Genomic DNA, 15,600 nt, shown 5'->3' with positions numbered 1-15,600 from the left:
AGGCCTCTATCGCCCGGCGCCTTCGGTATTCTTTTTCAAAAAAAGGATTGACCCGTATGTTGGCCAATCCTTTTCGTTTTATTTGCCGGCTTCCGCCGCGTACTGACCTGCGACTTTCAACAATTCTTCATAAGCCTGCTCCGGCGTCGACTGCTTGAACTGGACTTTCTCCACGACCGTTTTGTAGTCGTTTTTGAAGCTGCCCCAGCCTTTTGGATCGTTGATGAACGGCTGCGCGTCCGGCGTCACCGTCTCCAGGAACGCAAGCGACACTTTGTCCGCTTCGCTGAACTTCGGCGTGAGCGATTCGACGACCTTTTTGTTGACCGGCGTTCCGCGGGTCAGACCGAGCGTCTCGCCGGCCTGCGGATCGTTCAGCAGCCAATCGATGACTTTGAGCGATTCTTCCTGATGTTTGGACTGCGCATTCGCGCTCCAGAACATGCTCGGCTTCAGCCAGCCGCCGGATTCGGTTCCCTTCGGCATCGAAGCGAATTCGAACGCGCCCGGCTTCAGGGCGTCGATCGGGCCGACCTGATTGGAGAACAGGTGGCGCGCTACGGCAGTCCCGTTCACGACGCTGTCGAGTTGGGGATCAAGCTCTTTGTCCGTCGCGCTGATATCCGCCGGAGTCAGGATGCCTTTGTCCCGAAGTTCGCTCATTTTGGTCATGTATCCGACCCATGTGTCTTTGTCGATGGACAGTTCGTTCTGGTCGTTGAAAATGTACCCTTTGCCCATGCTGTACTGGTAGGACGTGTAATCGACCAGATCGGCGCTTTGGTCCACGAACACGTACTTGTCGCTGCCGAGCTTCGCTTTGGCTTCTTCGCCGAACTTGAAATAGTCGTCCCATGTCCATCCGAAAGACGGCGGGGTCAATCCCAGCTTGTCGACGACGCTTTTGTCGTAGACCATGCCCAGCGCGGCGACGCCGCTCGGAATGGCGTACTGCACGTCTTTGATCTTGCCGCTGTCCACCGTACCGGCTTCCATATCGGAGACGTTGATGCTCTTCAGGTCGCCGAGCAGATCCCGGCCCGCGTAGTCGTTGACGTAAGCCGCATCCATCTGAATGATGTCCGGCGCGTTATTGGCGGAGAACTGGACCGCAAGCTTATCGAAATAGCCGTCCCAGCCGGAAAACTGGCTCTGGAACTTCACGTTCGGATGCAGCGCCGTGTACTGCTCCAGAGCTTTGATCGTGGCATCGTGCCGGCTCTGCGAACCCCACCAGGCTACGGTCAACGTGATCGCGTCCGCGTCCCCTTTTTTGGCTTGCGTACTGCCCGAAGTTTGCGCTTCCCCTCCGCCGCTGCTGCAGGCGGATACCAAAAGCATCGACATTAAAGCGGTTACAAAAACGGATTTCTTCTTGATCTTTTTCATGTTGAGACCCCCTTATTCTTGAAGCCAGTAATTAGGACTTGGCTTCATAGTAGCACCCGGCCCGCCTGCCGAGTAGAAGGGTAATGAACAACAATCTTTCATTATCTAATGATTATCTAATCATTAGATAACGAAAGATTAACGCTTGATCATATCGCTCGGACTGACACCGCAATACTTTTTGAAAAGAGTGCTAAAATAGGGAACATTCTGGTAGCCAACCATCTCCGACACCTCGTAAATCAAATGGTTCCCGTCTTTGAGCAGCGTTTTCGCTTTTTCGATACGAACGCGAATAACGTAATTGGTCAGCGTTTCGCCGGTCACTTTTTTGAATAGTTGATTCAGATAATTTTTGGAAATATATAACTGAGAAGCCATCTTGTCCAGCGTGATGTCTTCCGCGTAATGCTCGTGGATATATTCGATCATGAACTGGACCGCTTTGCGGTGCTTTTCCTGAATAAGCGGCTTGTCCGCCTTTTTCAGCGCCTTGATCTGGGCCAGCAGCCACGCTTCGATACGCGAACGGTCGGCGACCCCGTCCAGTTCACGCAGGGCGAGCACTTCTTCCCCACTTTTGTCCGACGACGCTCCGGTAATCACCATGGAGTTGTGCAGCAGCGTCCACAGTTCGGCCGCGGCTGACTGGTCTCCGGCGAGATCGCTCGGTCCTTCCGGCTGCCGGCGATCCAGGAACAAGCGGATCAACTTCGACGCTTCGTCGTCATCGCCCGCTTCGAGCGCCCGCTTCATCGCCTGCGAATAATCGCTGAGCGAAAATTCGTCCCCGCTTGCCGGCCCCACGTCGGCCGAGACGGCGCCGGAAGCTTCTTCGCGCACGAAAAACTCCTGACTCTCCAGCAGTTTCTGCATCGCTTCGTCCGCGGAAGCTTTAATCCCTTCGCGGCTGCTTACCGCTTCGCCGCAGGCATACCGGATTTGGATTCGGAGAAATTCGTTCAACCGGTTGGCGATCAGGACGCCCAACTCTTCCGCTTGGGCGGACAGCCCGGACCGGCCCTGGCTGTCGCCCGCCGGAAGCAGCAGCGCCGAGCGGTTGCCGAACACCCAAGAGAAGCTCGCTTCCGGCCATTCTTCCGCCAGCACTTCCCCCACGATGTTCGATACCGCGAACTTGAACAGATTCCAGTCCGCCAGCGAAATCCGGCTGATACGCCCGCTCCAGAGCACTTCGATCACCATGACGGCATACCCGCCCTGCTCGCCCGGGAAAGGCAGGCTTTCGCGGCTTTGATCCGGCTCCCAGCCGTTCAATACGGAAGCCAGCCACTGCGTTTTTTTGGCGTTTTCGCTCGGATTCGCCGACGCGTCACGGGTGCTTTGGAACCGTTTGAGATACGTTTCTTCCAGCTTCTCGATCGTCGAGGACAAGACGTCGCGAATTTGATCGACCGTAATCGGCTTGCTCAAATAATCGTCGACGCCGAGCCGAATAGCCGTTCGCGCGTATTCGAAATCGTTGTAGCCGCTCAGCACGATAAAACGGCCGGCGAAGTTCCGGCGCTTGAGCTCTTCGATCATCTGCATGCCGTTCATGAACGGCATGTAGATGTCGGTCAGAACGATGTCCGGGTTGACTTCTTCGATCAGCCTCAGGCCGGCTTCCCCGTCGATCGCTTCCCCGGCGAATTCGGCGTCCAATTCTTCCCACGGGATCACTTTGCGCAGTCCTCTTACCACCTGAAAATCATCATCGACGATTACTATTTTCCACATCTTCGCTGCCTCCCTTGTCTGTTTGATCGAAGGTGTTCGTCGGCAGCAGCGGCAGCGTCAGAAGGGCTTCCGTACCGCCTTCCGGGGAAGCGTTCAGCGTGAACCCGAACGCTTCCCCGAACAGCGCTTCGATGCGCTCGCGCACATTGCGCAGCCCGTAACCGCCTTTGGCGCTGCGCTGCTGCTGCCAACCTGCCGCAAGGCCGCTTCCGTCGTCTTTTATCGTGATCTTCAGCCGATTTTCCCGAATCTCGGCGCGAATCACGAGCAGGGCTTCTTGCCGTCCGTGAAACCCGTGGATAAACGCGTTCTCGATAAACGGCTGCAAAAGGATCTTGGGCACGTACAGTCCGGTCGCGGCTTCCTCGATCTCGAATCGGTACCGCAGCCGTTCTTCCCAGCGGATCTGCTGAAACGCCAAATAGCTTTCGATATGCGCCAGTTCTTCCGAGAGCGTGACCAGGCTGTCGCTGTTGGACAGGGCAAGCCGGAAAAACTGGGCCAGATGCGACAGCATCCGGCTGATCCGCGGCTGATCCGCTTCGATCGCCATCCAGTTGACCTGATCGAGCGAATTGTACAAAAAATGCGGGTTGATCATCATTTGTAGCGTTTTCATCTCTGAAGCCCTGCGTTTTTTGTGCTGTTCGTCCAGTCGGCCATACAGCTGCTCGATCCTCAGCGTCAGGTCTTCGTATCCCTGGAACAGTTCGCCGAACTCGTTGCGGTAATCCTGGGGCAGCGCCGTTTTGTGGGTCAGGGAAAAAGCGCTCATGGCCCTAAGCAGCAGGCTCACCGGTTTGATGAACTGGCGCGACAGGAAGACGGTCAGCAGCAGCAGCAGCACGATCGTAATAAGGCCCATCGTCAGAATGACCTGGGTCTGCTTCAGGTTGGCGGCCGTAATCTGCTTCCAGGACGTAATCTCGACAAGCGACCACTTCGAGTCGGGCGAAGAAGACCAGACGACAAACTCGTCCCCGGCCCGCTTCGCCCCGGCTTCCTGCGACATCAACTGATTCTTGATCTCCTGTTCGCTGCGGATAAAAAAGTCGTCGCTGCCGGAATGGGTAATCAGCCGGCCGGTCTCGTCGAACAACGCCAGGCTGGACCGCTGGTCTTCGGTCGTGATCAGAGATTGGAACACCGGCGCGCTGACGTTGAATACGATAACGGCGGAAGCGCGGTTGAATTGGTTGTAGACACGTCGCGCGAAACCGATCACGGGCTGCTCGCCGTCGTTGGTCCGGATCGAACGCTCGCCCAACCATACGTCATCGGATTGGCGAAGTTCGTCGTACCACTCTTCCTGTTCGAGCTGCTCAAGCGAGAGAAACTGCACGTAATCCTGGATGTTGTAAGACGGCTTGAGGTCGGAGTAGACATGGATGGATTGAAGCGCGGACATGCTGAACACGTAATTGTTCAACTGCTGGCGGATTTCGGTCTGGCTGCGCAGCCGTTCGTACGGACTGCCGGTCAGCAGGTCGTCGCGGTCGTCGCTGAAATTCAGCGCGGCCGTATTGGAGCTCTGCTCGATGTCCTGAAGATAGGTATTCAGCTTCTTGTGCAGTTCGACCAACAGTTTCTGCTGATAGTAAGACGTGTTGCTCGCGATCTCCCTTGAACCGTTGACATAGCTGAACAAAACGATGAGACCCACAAAGCCGACCACGATCACGGCAAAACCGAAAAAGAAAACGACGTCTATACGAAACGTCTTGAACGGGTTGACCCGCATGTCCATCCCTCCGTCGTAACGCACAAAGCCGCGATCGCTCGCAGCTCGTTTGTTACGATAAATTGATTTATCCTTTTAGTGCGCCGGCGGATATCCCTTCCACGAAATGCTTCTGCGCCAAAAAGAAAATCAACACGGAAGGCGTAATGGAAAGCAGCGACATAGCCAACATTTGTCCCCATGGAACGGAACCTTGAGAGTCGATAAACAACTTCAGCGCCAGATTGATCGTGTAATTTTCGATGTTATTAATATAGATCATCTGTCCGAAGAAGTCATCCCAATTCCAGAGGAACGCGTAGATCGCTACCGTGACCAGAGCGGGCTTGACGAGCGGGATCATGATGCGCCAGTAGATGCCGAACCACGAACATCCGTCTATTTTGGCCGCTTCATCCAGCTCTCTCGGTACCGATCGCATAAACTGCACCAGCAGGTAGATGAAGAACGGACCGCCGATCCCTCCGGCGAGCAGATGGGGGATGTAGAACGGCAGGTACGTATCGACCCAACCCCATTTGCTGAACATGACGTACTGCGGGACGATCGTCACCTGGGTAGGCAGCATCAGCGTCACGAGCATGATCGAGAACCACAGCTTTCTTAACGGAAAATCGAGTCTCGCGAACGCGAAGGCGACGAGGCTGCAGGAGATGACGCTGGTGAACAGGACGCCGAGCACCAGCTCAAACGTGTTGATATAAAAGTGGGTAAAGCTGAAGTTCGGAACGGACACCCAGCCTTCCGTGAAGTTTTCCCAATGCGGAATTTTGGGGAACAGGTTGGCGGAGCTCATCTCTTCGTTCGTCTTGAGCGACGCGCCTACCCACCAGAAAATCGGGTACATCATGACGAGGCTGGTTACGAGCAGCAGCAGGTGGCTGAGCCCGAGCTTGATTCTTTTGTAGGACGCCATCTTTACTTCCCTCCCTGCGATTCGTAGAAGACCCAATATTTCGAAGTACCGAACAGCACGCCCGCGAATACGCCGATCAGCACGAGCAGAATCCAGGCCAACGCGGACGCATAACCCATATGGAACTTCGTGAACGCTTCTTCATACAAATACATGACGTAGACGAATGTCGATTTGACGGGGCCGCCTCCGGTAATAACGAACGACTGCGTGAACATCTGGAACGTGTTGATCATCGTCTGGATCGCGTTGAACAAAATGATCGGCGACAGCATCGGCAGCGTGATCGAGAAAAACTGCCGGACTTTGCTTGCGCCGTCCACGGACGAAGCTTCGTACAAGTCCGTCGGGACCTGCTTCAACCCGGCGAGGAAGATGATCATCGAAGAACCGAACTGCCAGACCATCAGCAGGACCAGCGTACCCAGCGCATAGTTCGGGTCCGCGATCCACGACGGTCCCTTGATGCCGAAAATGCCGAGAAAATCGTTGATGAAGCCGTTGCGGCTGAAAATGTTTTTCCACAGGATCGAGACCGCGATGCTCGTGCCGATCAGGGAAGGCAGATAGACCATCGTGCGGTAAAAGGAAATGCCCTTGATCTTGCGGTTCAGCAGCATCGCGACTGCCAGGGCGAACATCAGCCGCAGCGGCACGGTCACGAGTACGAACAGGACCGTGATCCGAAGCGAAGAAGCAAATACTTCGTCGTTCGTGAAAATGTTTTTGTAGTTCTCCACGCCGACCCAATTCGGCTTGGTGAGCAGCGAGTAATCCGTAAACGAGTAGTACAAAGACATGAACATCGGACCCAGCGTCAGCATGAAAAAGCCGATCAGCCAGGGCGACAGAAACAGATAACCGGCAAGCGGAGACTCCCAACGTCCTCTAAGCGCTTTCACTTTCGCCTTTTTTGCGGTAGGCCGTTCGGAGCCCGGCCTCGAAGCTGTATTGTGCATCGTTTTGCTCCCCCTCTTCGTCAAGATCCTGAACTTTTCTTTCATTGTAAGCGGCTTCCGGAACAGATTGAAGGAGAGTAACGAATGCTTTTCTTTCACTATCGATCAATTCTATTGAACCGATTTCGGGAATGCCGACTGCATTCCGCATGCCAAAAAGCCGACCCGGATTCGGGTCGGCTTTCTCGGAAACGATTCGGTACAAAAGCGGATTCAAGCGTTCGTTTGCATGTAGCGGTCAAGCGCTGCCCGTACCGCGCCGGGACCTTCGAGCAGCTCGTAGAACATGCCTTCGATCTTGTGCCCCACTCCCAATTCGTACAGATCGACGCCGAAGATCTGCGTGTCTTCCAGAATGGCGCGCACATTCGAAGTCGTATCGCCGAGCTTGGTGCACGCCAGCCGCTTCTGCAGCGTACCCAGCATCGGGTCCGGGCTCGGCACGAACGTGCGGCCGTTGTCGTCGACGCCGAGCAGGTACCGGCACCAGAGCGCGAGCGCGAGCGGAATCGCCGTGAGCGACGCCGGATCAAGATCGTCCCTGCGGCCGTACGCTTTGAGCGTCTCGCCGAAACGGATACCGACTTTTTGCGACGTGTCGGTCGCGATACGCTGCGGCGTGTCCGGGATGAACGGATTGGTGAACCGTTCGTCCAGCACTTCCCGCACGAATAGCTGCGGGTCGAGAATGCCGGGATCGACGACGACGGGCAGTCCTTCCGCGACCCCGATCGTTTCCGCAAGTTTGCGCAGCGAGGCGTCGCGCATCTCTTCGGCGATCGACGTATAGCCGAGCAGGCAGCCGGACACGGCAAGCGCCGTATGCAGCGGGTTCAGGCAGGTCGTCACTTTCATCGTCTCCACTTTGTTCACCGTGGCGCGATCGGTAAAGATTACGCCCGCTTCTTCAAGCGGAGGACGGCCGTTCGGGAAGCGGTCTTCGATCACGAGATATTCGCTGATCTCCGCATTCACGAACGGAGCCCGATGCGAGTTGTTGGAGACGGCGATCTCCATGCCTTCGATGCCCCGCTTCTCCAGTGCCGCCCGGACTTTCTCCGACGGGCTCGGAGTGATCTTGTCGATCATCGACAGCGGAAAAGCCGTCTTGGCATCATCGCGCAGATAAGCGACGAACCCTTTGTCCGTGAAGCCGCGCCGCTCCCATTCTTCGGCGATCGTGACCAGCGCGTTCTTCAACAGATCGCCGTTGCGGGAACAGTTGTCCATGCTGACAAAAGCGATCGGGTACCGCCCTTTCAAATAGCGGCGGTAAGCAAGCGAAGCCGCCAGGCTCATCGTATGCCGCGGCTGTTCGGGACCGTTCTCCATATCGGCACGGACCAGATCCACGAAGTCCCCGCCCGGACCGGTCAGCGCATAGCCTTTTTCCGTAATCGTGAAGCTGGCCATCCGCAGGCTCGGATTTTCGAACATGGCGATCAGGCGCAGACGCTCGTTCGCGCGGCCTTTGCCGATCACGATCGTATCGACGAGGCTCGCGACCACGTTCATCTTGAAGTCGCCCTGGGCGTTCATGAGCACCGCGAGCGTCAGATTGTCGTCGGGCCCGTACGTCGGGCCGGACGATCCGGCATCGGACGATTTCACGGCCACGATGCCCGTGTCGGCCCGGCCGCTGTCCAGCAGCCGCTGATGCGCGTTCGCCACGAAGCCGCGGAAGATGTTGCCCGCTCCGAAATGGACCCACTCCGGGCGCTTCGCCGTATTCGCCGCGACCTGCCGAAGATCGAACTTGGGCAGGTCCACTCCCGCGGCCTGCCACTGCGCCCGCTCGGCCAGGCCGTCCACTGTTAACCGAACCATTCAAGCTCCCCCCTTCGCGTTGTCGAGACTGTCCCACACTCCGAGCAGGTACATGATGCCCAGTGCCCGGTCGTACAGGCCATAACCGGGACGGCAGTCTTTCTCTTCGCCCCACAGATGCCGTCCGTGATCGGGACGCACGTAGCCCTGGAAGTTCGTCTCGTGGTAAGCCCTGACTACTTCGGCCACGTCGACGCTGCCGTCTTGTCCCCGATGCGACACTTCGATGAAGTCGCCGTTGTCGAACACTTTGACGTTGCGGATATGCGCGAAATGGATCCGGTCATGGAACTCGCGGATCATGGCCGGCAGGTCGTTGCGGAGATCGGTGCCGAGCGAGCCGGTACAAAAAGTCAGGCCGTTATACGGGCTGTCGACGAAGTCCAGCAGCCGGCGGATACTCTCCCGATTGCGCACGATACGCGGCAGGCCGAAGATCGGCCAGGCCGGATCGTCGGGATGAATCGCCATTTTGACGTCCACTTCTTCGCAGACCGGGATGACCCGTTCCAGAAAATACCGCAAATTGTCGCCCAGTTTCTCGTCCGTCACGTCGGCGTAAGCCGCGAACAATTCGTCGAGCCTGGCCAGGCGCTCCGGTTCCCAGCCCGGCATCGTAAACTCCCCCGCGCCTGCCAAAATGCGATCTACCATGTCCCGCGGATTGTCGGTAATGGCCGCTTTCTCGTAAAAGAGCGCGTTCGAGCCGTCCGGCAGTTCCCGGTACAATTCCGTGCGCGTCCAGTCGAACACAGGCATAAAATTGTAGCAGATGACTTTGACGCCTACCGTGGACAATTTGCGGATCGTGTCGATGTATTTGTCGATGTACTTGTCGCGCGTAGGCAGGCCGATCTTGATATCGTCGTGAATGTTAACGCTTTCGACGACGGCCGGACTGAATCCTTTGGCCGTGATCCGGTCGGCTTCTTCCCGAATCCGTTCCATTTCCCATTCTTCGCCGGCCACCTTGTCGTGCAGCGACCAGACGATGCCCATGACGCCCGGAATTTGCCGAACGTGATCGAGCGTGACGTTGTCGTTCCCTTCTCCGTACCATCTCCAAGTCATTTTCATTGGCGAAGCCTCCCTTTGCGTGGACCGCTCTGTCGATCTTTCTTCGTTGACGACGGTTTTTCCTGCTTTTATCGTAACTTTGCGCCGAACGTTCGTATAGACGGGAATCGAACACGTTTCTTTTAAAATGGCACACGAAAACAAGGCGGCGAAAAATCGGCCGCCCTGTTTGTTCCCGCCTCATTCTAAGCTTCCGCCTGCGGACCGTTCGAAGATCCGCCGGGCCGCGCCCGGGACGGAAATTCGCCCAACTCGACCGTGAACGCGATCGTCGTCCCGCCGTTCGGCGAAGGTTCGATCCCGATCTGCCCGTTCATCCGCTCCACCAGCTTTTTCGAAATCGCCAGACCCAATCCCGTGCCTTCCGCGCCGCGGCTGAGTCCCCCGTCGACCTGATAGAACGGTTGGAACACTTTGCGCCAATGCGCCCGGGGAATGCCGGCCCCGGAATCCGCGATCCGGAATCGGAGCCGGCTGCGGCCTTCTTCGCTGCCCGGCAGCAGGGACACCTCGATCGAGATGCTGCCCCGCTGCGTAAATTTGATCGCGTTGCCGAGCAGGTTGAACAGAATCTGCCGGATCGGATGCGGATCGCCCAGCAGCGTCTCGGGCACGTCGTCTTCGATGTTCACGTCGAGCGCGAGATCTTTGCCGAGCCGCGCCGCCTGCAGCAGGTCGGCCACTTCGGCGACGCAGTCCCGAATGTGCACCGGTTCTTCCGGGGACGATTCCCGGACCGACCCGATTTTGGAAAAGTCCAAAATGTCGTTGACGATTTGCAGCAGGGACGAGCCGCTTTTGCGAATGATTTCCACGTAGGCGGCCTGATCCCCGTCGAGTGTCGTCTCCGCGAGCAAGTCGGCCATGCCGAGCACGCCGTTCATCGGCGTACGAATCTCATGGTTCATCGTGGCGATGAACTCGTCTTTGGCCCGGTTGGCGCGTTCGGCGGCTTCTTTGTCGATCAGCAGCTGCTTGTGCTCCAGCAGCAGCTTTTCCTGCAGCGCCATCGAAGGATGGATGACCCGCTCGGAATTCGGGTTCCGGTACAGCCCCGAGACGATAAATTCCCGATCCGTCATCAAATATTCGTGCGAGCGCATCAGCGACGTTTGCAGGGAAGCGGAAATGGCTTTGGCGTCGTACGCGCAGACCGAGATCAGGTTCTGCTCCTTGACGCTGCAATCGGCCATCACTTCGAATTCTTCCAGCTTCGCTTCGATATGCGGCTGCGGCTTCCACTGGATATGCGCCCAGGTCCGAATCGAGATCTCCTCTTCCAAAAACGGCCGCATGATCGATTCGAAATGCTTGCGCGTCAAGCACCCTTGAAACTCGCCGTGCTTTTGGTAAAAATCGAAGTTGTCGACGAAATGGACATGTTCGAGCCGTTCGTCGATCCACGATTCCGCCAGCTTGCGCTCGATCGCTTTTTTGCAATAATCGTTTTCTATGATCAATATTCGATGCCCTTGATTCAAGCAGGTCAGCGCATAAGCGGCCGCACTGTCGATATAATGGCGCAAATCTTCGTACAAATACAAAACGTGGCTGCCGCTGATCGTGCGCGTCAAAGAACGTAACGGATTATCGAACTCAATCACTTGAATACGCCCCCCCATGCCGGTTCCCGACGTTCGCCGGCTGTTTGGGGCAAGTATACCATGTAAATCCGTAAGCATAGATGAAATTATGGTAATATTTAATGTTTTGATAAAAATTAAGGAAAACACCTACCGACGCTCGAACGCCGCCAATCCCGCCCGCACTTCGTCCGTCGATTTGGCTTCCATCAGCTTGGCGCGCAGCTCGTTCGCTCCGCGGAATCCGCGCACGTAAATTTTGAAAAAGCGCGGCAGCGCCTTGAACGGACGCGGCTCAAGCGTTGCCGAATAATGGTCGTGCAGGTCCAGATGCAGCCGCAGCAGGTCAAGCAGTTCCGGGCTGCCGTGCTCCGCCGCTTCACGTTCGAACGCGAACGGATTGTGGAAAATGCCGCGCCCGATCATGATGCCGTCCACGCCGTACCGCTCCGCGAGCTCCAGCCCTTTTTGCCGGTCCGGAATATCGCCGTTGATCGTCAGCAGCGTCTGCGGCGCGATCTCGTCGCGCAGCTGCTTGATCTCGGGAATGAGCTCCCAGTGCGCGTCGACTTTGCTCATCTCGTCGCGGGTGCGCAGATGGATCGACAGATTCGCGATGTCCTGCCGCAAAATATGCGTCAGCCAGCCGCGCCATTCATCCAGCGAACTGAAGCCGAGGCGCGTCTTCACGCTGACCGGCAGACCGCCGGCTTTGGATGCCTGCACGATCTCCGCCGCAAGTTCCGGACGGCAGATCAGGCCGCTGCCTTTGCCGTTCTCCGCCACGTTCGGTACGGGGCAGCCCATGTTGAGGTCGATGCCCCTGAAGCCGTCTTCCGCCATGCCGAGACTCATCTGCCGGAAATATTCCGGCTTGTCTCCCCAAATATGGGCGACGATCGGCTGCTCGTCCGCCGTGAACGCCAAGCGGCCGCGTACGCTGTGGCGCCCGGCCGGATGGCAGTAACTTTCCGTATTCGCAAACTCCGTGAAGAACACGTCCGGCTTGGCCGCCGCGCTCACCACATGGCGGAACACGACGTCCGTGACGTCTTCCATCGGAGCCAATATGAAAAAGGGTCTGGGCAGATCCTGCCAGAAATTCATCGTCATTTGAAAAACCTCTCTGTCGTATGATCGTTAACTCTACTATCCTAAACGCATTGCCGTTCAAATGCCAAGTCCCAAAGCGCGATTCGGCACAAAAAACAAAAAACGGCCTCCAAATCAAACCGCTGCTTGATGAATACGGTTCGTTATACAGCCGGGGCTTGCCGCAGCGTCAAAAAGCAAAAAAGATGCCGGATTCTGCCGATCGCGGCGTATTAAAACCGTATCTGCCAGGATGCAAAAGCAGCCCGGCTCTCCCTTGGGAGAGCCGGGCTGCTTGGCACGTTCGAACCTGCCCTCCGGAGAGCGGGTCCACCGTTAAATCCGGCGGCTCGCGCCGATGCGCGGATTATTTCGCCGTCTCTTTTTGCACCAGAACCGTCACCGCTTCGACCTGGCTCGTCTGCGGGAACATGTCCACGGGCTGAACGGATTGGATCTCGTAGCCGCCGTCGAGCAGCACTTTGCAGTCTTTGGCGAGCGTGGACGGGTTGCACGAGACGTAGACGAATTTCTTCGGCTTCGCGCGCAGGATCGTCTCCAGGAACTTGCGGTCGAGGCCCGTGCGCGGCGGATCGGCGACGATCACGTCGGGTCTCAGGCCGTCCTTCGCCCAGCGCGGCAGCAGCTCTTCGGCTTCGCCTTCGAAGAAGGTCGCGTTATCGCGGCCGTTCTGCTCGGCGTTGCGCGTCGCGTCGGCGACCGCTTCCGGGATGATCTCAATGCCGCGCACTTCGGCGGCGTAAGGCGCCAGCCACAGGCCGATCGTGCCGGTGCCGCAGTAGGCGTCGACGACGGTCTCTTTGCCGGTGAGCGCGGCCGCGGCGCGGACGGTCTCGTACAGCTTGATCGTCTGCTCTGGGTTCAGCTGGAAGAACGCGCGCGGCGACAGCGTGAAGTTCAGGTCGCCGAGCGAATCGCTCATCGCTTCGCTGCCCCACAGGCTGATCGTGCGCTCGCCGAAGATCAGCGGAGTCTTGAGCGGGTTCACGTTGATCGACAACCCGCTCATTTCCGGCAGTTCGAGGCGCAGACGCTCGATCAGCTCTTCCTGACGCGGCAGATCGGCCGTCTCGGTGACGAGCGTGACCTGGATCTCGCCGGACTGGAAGCCGCTGCGCACGACGATGGTACGGACGCCTTTGCGCGTGCCGCTGTCTTTGATGTCGCTGCGCCCGCCGCGGCTGTCGCCTTTGGACAGCGGGATGTTCAGCTCGCCGAGCACGGCCTTGACGCGGTCGATCGCGCGGTTGACCTGCGGATGCTGGATCGGGCAGCCGCTGATATCGACGATCTCGTGGCTGCCGATCTCGTACAGGCCGGCCACGATCTCGCTCTTGGAGCCTTTGACGTCGCGGCGCTCGACCTGAAGCTGCGCTTTGTTCCGGTAATCCCACGGATGGTCCATACCGAGCGTCGGCTTGATCTTGAGATCGCTCAGGTTCGCGTAGCGGCTGAACGCTTCGCGCACGATCTCAAGCTTGGCGCGGAGCTGGCCTTCGTACGAGATATGCTGGATCTGGCAGCCGCCGCAGATGCCGAATACGGGACAAGGCGGTTCCACGCGGTCGGGCGATCTTTTCTCCACTTCGACCAGCTTCGCCTTGAGGAACTTCTCGTGCGTCTCCAGCACTTCCGCCTTGACGACTTCGTTTGTGATCGCGCCGTCGATAAAGACCGCTTTGCGGCGGAAATAGCCGACGCCTTCGCCGTTGATGCCGATCCGCTTGATCGTCACGACGATCACGTCGCCGAGCTTGACCTGCTCGGCATCGGCCGGGGACGCCGCCGGTCTGGCCGCCGCGCCGCCTGCGCCCGCGTAAGGCTTCTTGCCCGGCGCCGCGGCCGCGCTGTGCGGACGCGCCGGCTTGGGCAGCCCTTGCGCGCCCGTGTCGGCCGAAGCCTGCACCTGGCTGCGCGCGGCCGCCGTGCGGGCCGCTTTGACCTTGCCGCCGGCATACGGCTGGCCCGACGTCGGGCCTCTGCCCTTGTCGCCCGCGTACGGCTTGCCGGACGTGCTGCCCGTCACCGGCGCGCCGGCGACGCGCTCGCTCTGGCGCTTCTCGTAGCGCTCGGCGGGCGTGAGGCGCTCACCCGCGTCCGCGGGCTTCGCCGAACGAGGTCCTGCCGGGCGGCTGCCGCCCGCGGAAGGACCGCGTGCGCCGCGAGCTCCGCCTGCCGCAGCGGACAACCGCCGCTGCGCGCCGGACGCGGCCGGGCGATCGCCCGGCGCCTGCGCCGGACGGCTGCCCGCGGAAGCGGAATCGCTTGCGCCGCCTGCCGGTTTGGCGCTGCGTTTGGGTGCGGCCGGCTTTTTGCCGGAGCCCCTGTTTTTTTTCTTTTCTTCTTTGGCCGTCAGCAGCTTGCGCTCTTTGCGGCTCGGTGTCGTCGACTTGTCTTTGTGTTCGCTCATTATATTTAACTCTCCATTATATTAAAATTGGATACCGCTCGTCTCGCCTGTCCAACGTCCGTCCGCATTGTTTCCGTGTTCACTATACCATTTTACAGCAGAAAAAGAACCTGTTTCCGCCGTCCGCGCGCCGCTGCCCTTATTCGTATCGGCCCGCCGCGAACAGCAGAAACGCCAGCCGTTCCCATTCGACGTCCGCCCGGCGCGGGACCGAGGCTCCCGGCATCCGGCCGTTTTGCTCGTCCCGCTCATGCACGCCGTCTTCCACCCAGGAAGCGATGCCGAGCAAATAATCTTTTAGCGTGACGTTGGCCCATTCCTCGCCGTTCTCTTCCAGATCTTTCGTCAGGCGATGTACGAATTCGATAAAACCGTCCCGCCCGTCCACTTCTGCCAATTCTTCGTAAATGTTCATTTCCGATCCTCCCTGTCCATTCCACTTTCCCTACTGTACCTTATCGGCCGTCGTCGGGGTATAGGGCGGATCAAAAAAGGTTTTGACAAAAATAAGACAGACCCGGAAAAAGACGGAACGCGCCAAAAAGCCCCTCCGCCATCGGGCGGGGGGCCTGTAGAGCATGCCGCAAAGCGCCAACATTTCGCACCTTCAGCGGAGCGATCGTTACGGAGCTTCGTCGACGTCCGGCCGATACTCCAGCAGGTCGCCGGGCTGGCAGTCGAGCGCGCTGCAGATCGCTTCGAGCGTCGACAGCCGGACCGCTTTGGCTTTGCCGTTTTTGAGAATCGACAGATTGGCCATCGTGATGCCGATCCGTTCGGACAGCTCGGTCACGCTCATCTTGCGCTTGGCCAGCATGACATCGATATTGATGATAATCGCCATA

Annotated in this window: 13 protein-coding genes; all 13 read right to left on the bottom strand. The window is 58.2% G+C overall.

The genetic code is table 11. The annotated features are described in order from the left end of the window. Positions 1-78: 78 nt before the first annotated feature. Positions 79-1,389, bottom strand: coding sequence for an ABC transporter substrate-binding protein (locus FFV09_RS14690; RefSeq protein WP_141448520.1), 1,311 nt, complete (start codon positions 1,387-1,389; stop codon positions 79-81). Between the two features lie 138 nt (positions 1,390-1,527). Beyond that, positions 1,528-3,129, bottom strand: a complete 1,602-nt coding sequence (locus FFV09_RS14685) for a response regulator transcription factor (protein ID WP_141448519.1) — start codon at positions 3,127-3,129, stop codon at positions 1,528-1,530. Next, positions 3,104-4,870 (bottom strand): cache domain-containing sensor histidine kinase, encoded by a 1,767-nt coding sequence (locus FFV09_RS14680; protein WP_141448518.1) that lies wholly within the window; start codon positions 4,868-4,870, stop codon positions 3,104-3,106. Before FFV09_RS14680 ends, FFV09_RS14685 begins: the two co-directional genes overlap by 26 nt. A 67-nt stretch (positions 4,871-4,937) precedes the next feature. Further along, entirely contained in the window at positions 4,938-5,786 is an 849-nt protein-coding gene (locus FFV09_RS14675; RefSeq protein WP_141448517.1) for a carbohydrate ABC transporter permease, read from the bottom strand. Positions 5,787-5,788: 2 nt separating this feature from the next. Beyond that, on the bottom strand, positions 5,789-6,745 hold the full coding sequence (locus FFV09_RS14670) for a carbohydrate ABC transporter permease (RefSeq protein WP_141448516.1): 957 nt from the start codon (positions 6,743-6,745) through the stop codon (positions 5,789-5,791). Next, positions 6,675-6,962, bottom strand: coding sequence for a hypothetical protein (locus FFV09_RS23795; protein ID WP_170314879.1), 288 nt, complete (start codon positions 6,960-6,962; stop codon positions 6,675-6,677). Before FFV09_RS23795 ends, FFV09_RS14670 begins: the two co-directional genes overlap by 71 nt. Then, complete coding sequence (locus FFV09_RS14665; protein ID WP_141448515.1) at positions 6,959-8,572, bottom strand: mannitol dehydrogenase family protein; 1,614 nt, start codon at positions 8,570-8,572, stop codon at positions 6,959-6,961. Before FFV09_RS14665 ends, FFV09_RS23795 begins: the two co-directional genes overlap by 4 nt. Further along, positions 8,573-9,649 carry a mannonate dehydratase gene (uxuA, locus tag FFV09_RS14660; protein ID WP_141448514.1) on the bottom strand — a complete coding sequence of 359 codons (1,077 nt, stop codon included), beginning with the start codon at positions 9,647-9,649 and terminating at the stop codon, positions 8,573-8,575. It lies immediately after the preceding gene. Between the two features lie 185 nt (positions 9,650-9,834). Next, positions 9,835-11,253 carry an ATP-binding protein gene (locus FFV09_RS14655; protein WP_170315034.1) on the bottom strand — a complete coding sequence of 473 codons (1,419 nt, stop codon included), beginning with the start codon at positions 11,251-11,253 and terminating at the stop codon, positions 9,835-9,837. Positions 11,254-11,382: 129 nt separating this feature from the next. Further along, positions 11,383-12,345, bottom strand: coding sequence for a tRNA dihydrouridine synthase (locus FFV09_RS14650; protein ID WP_141448512.1), 963 nt, complete (start codon positions 12,343-12,345; stop codon positions 11,383-11,385). 346 nt (positions 12,346-12,691) lie between these two features. Further along, positions 12,692-14,755 (bottom strand): 23S rRNA (uracil(1939)-C(5))-methyltransferase RlmD, encoded by a 2,064-nt coding sequence (rlmD, locus tag FFV09_RS14645; protein ID WP_141448511.1) that lies wholly within the window; start codon positions 14,753-14,755, stop codon positions 12,692-12,694. 139 nt (positions 14,756-14,894) lie between these two features. Then, entirely contained in the window at positions 14,895-15,170 is a 276-nt protein-coding gene (locus FFV09_RS14640) for a DUF7660 family protein (RefSeq protein ID WP_141448510.1), read from the bottom strand. 207 nt (positions 15,171-15,377) lie between these two features. Beyond that, the gene (locus tag FFV09_RS14635; protein WP_141448509.1) at positions 15,378-15,599 is read right to left on the bottom strand and encodes a helix-turn-helix domain-containing protein; all 222 of its coding nucleotides are present in this window, start codon (positions 15,597-15,599) and stop codon (positions 15,378-15,380) included. Position 15,600 lies beyond the last annotated feature (1 nt).

Source organism: Saccharibacillus brassicae (assembly GCF_006542275.1).
GTDB lineage: Bacteria > Bacillota > Bacilli > Paenibacillales > Paenibacillaceae > Saccharibacillus > Saccharibacillus brassicae.
The sequence above is the reverse complement of the archived record's forward strand: the minus strand, read 5'-3'. Positions and strand labels throughout refer to the sequence as shown.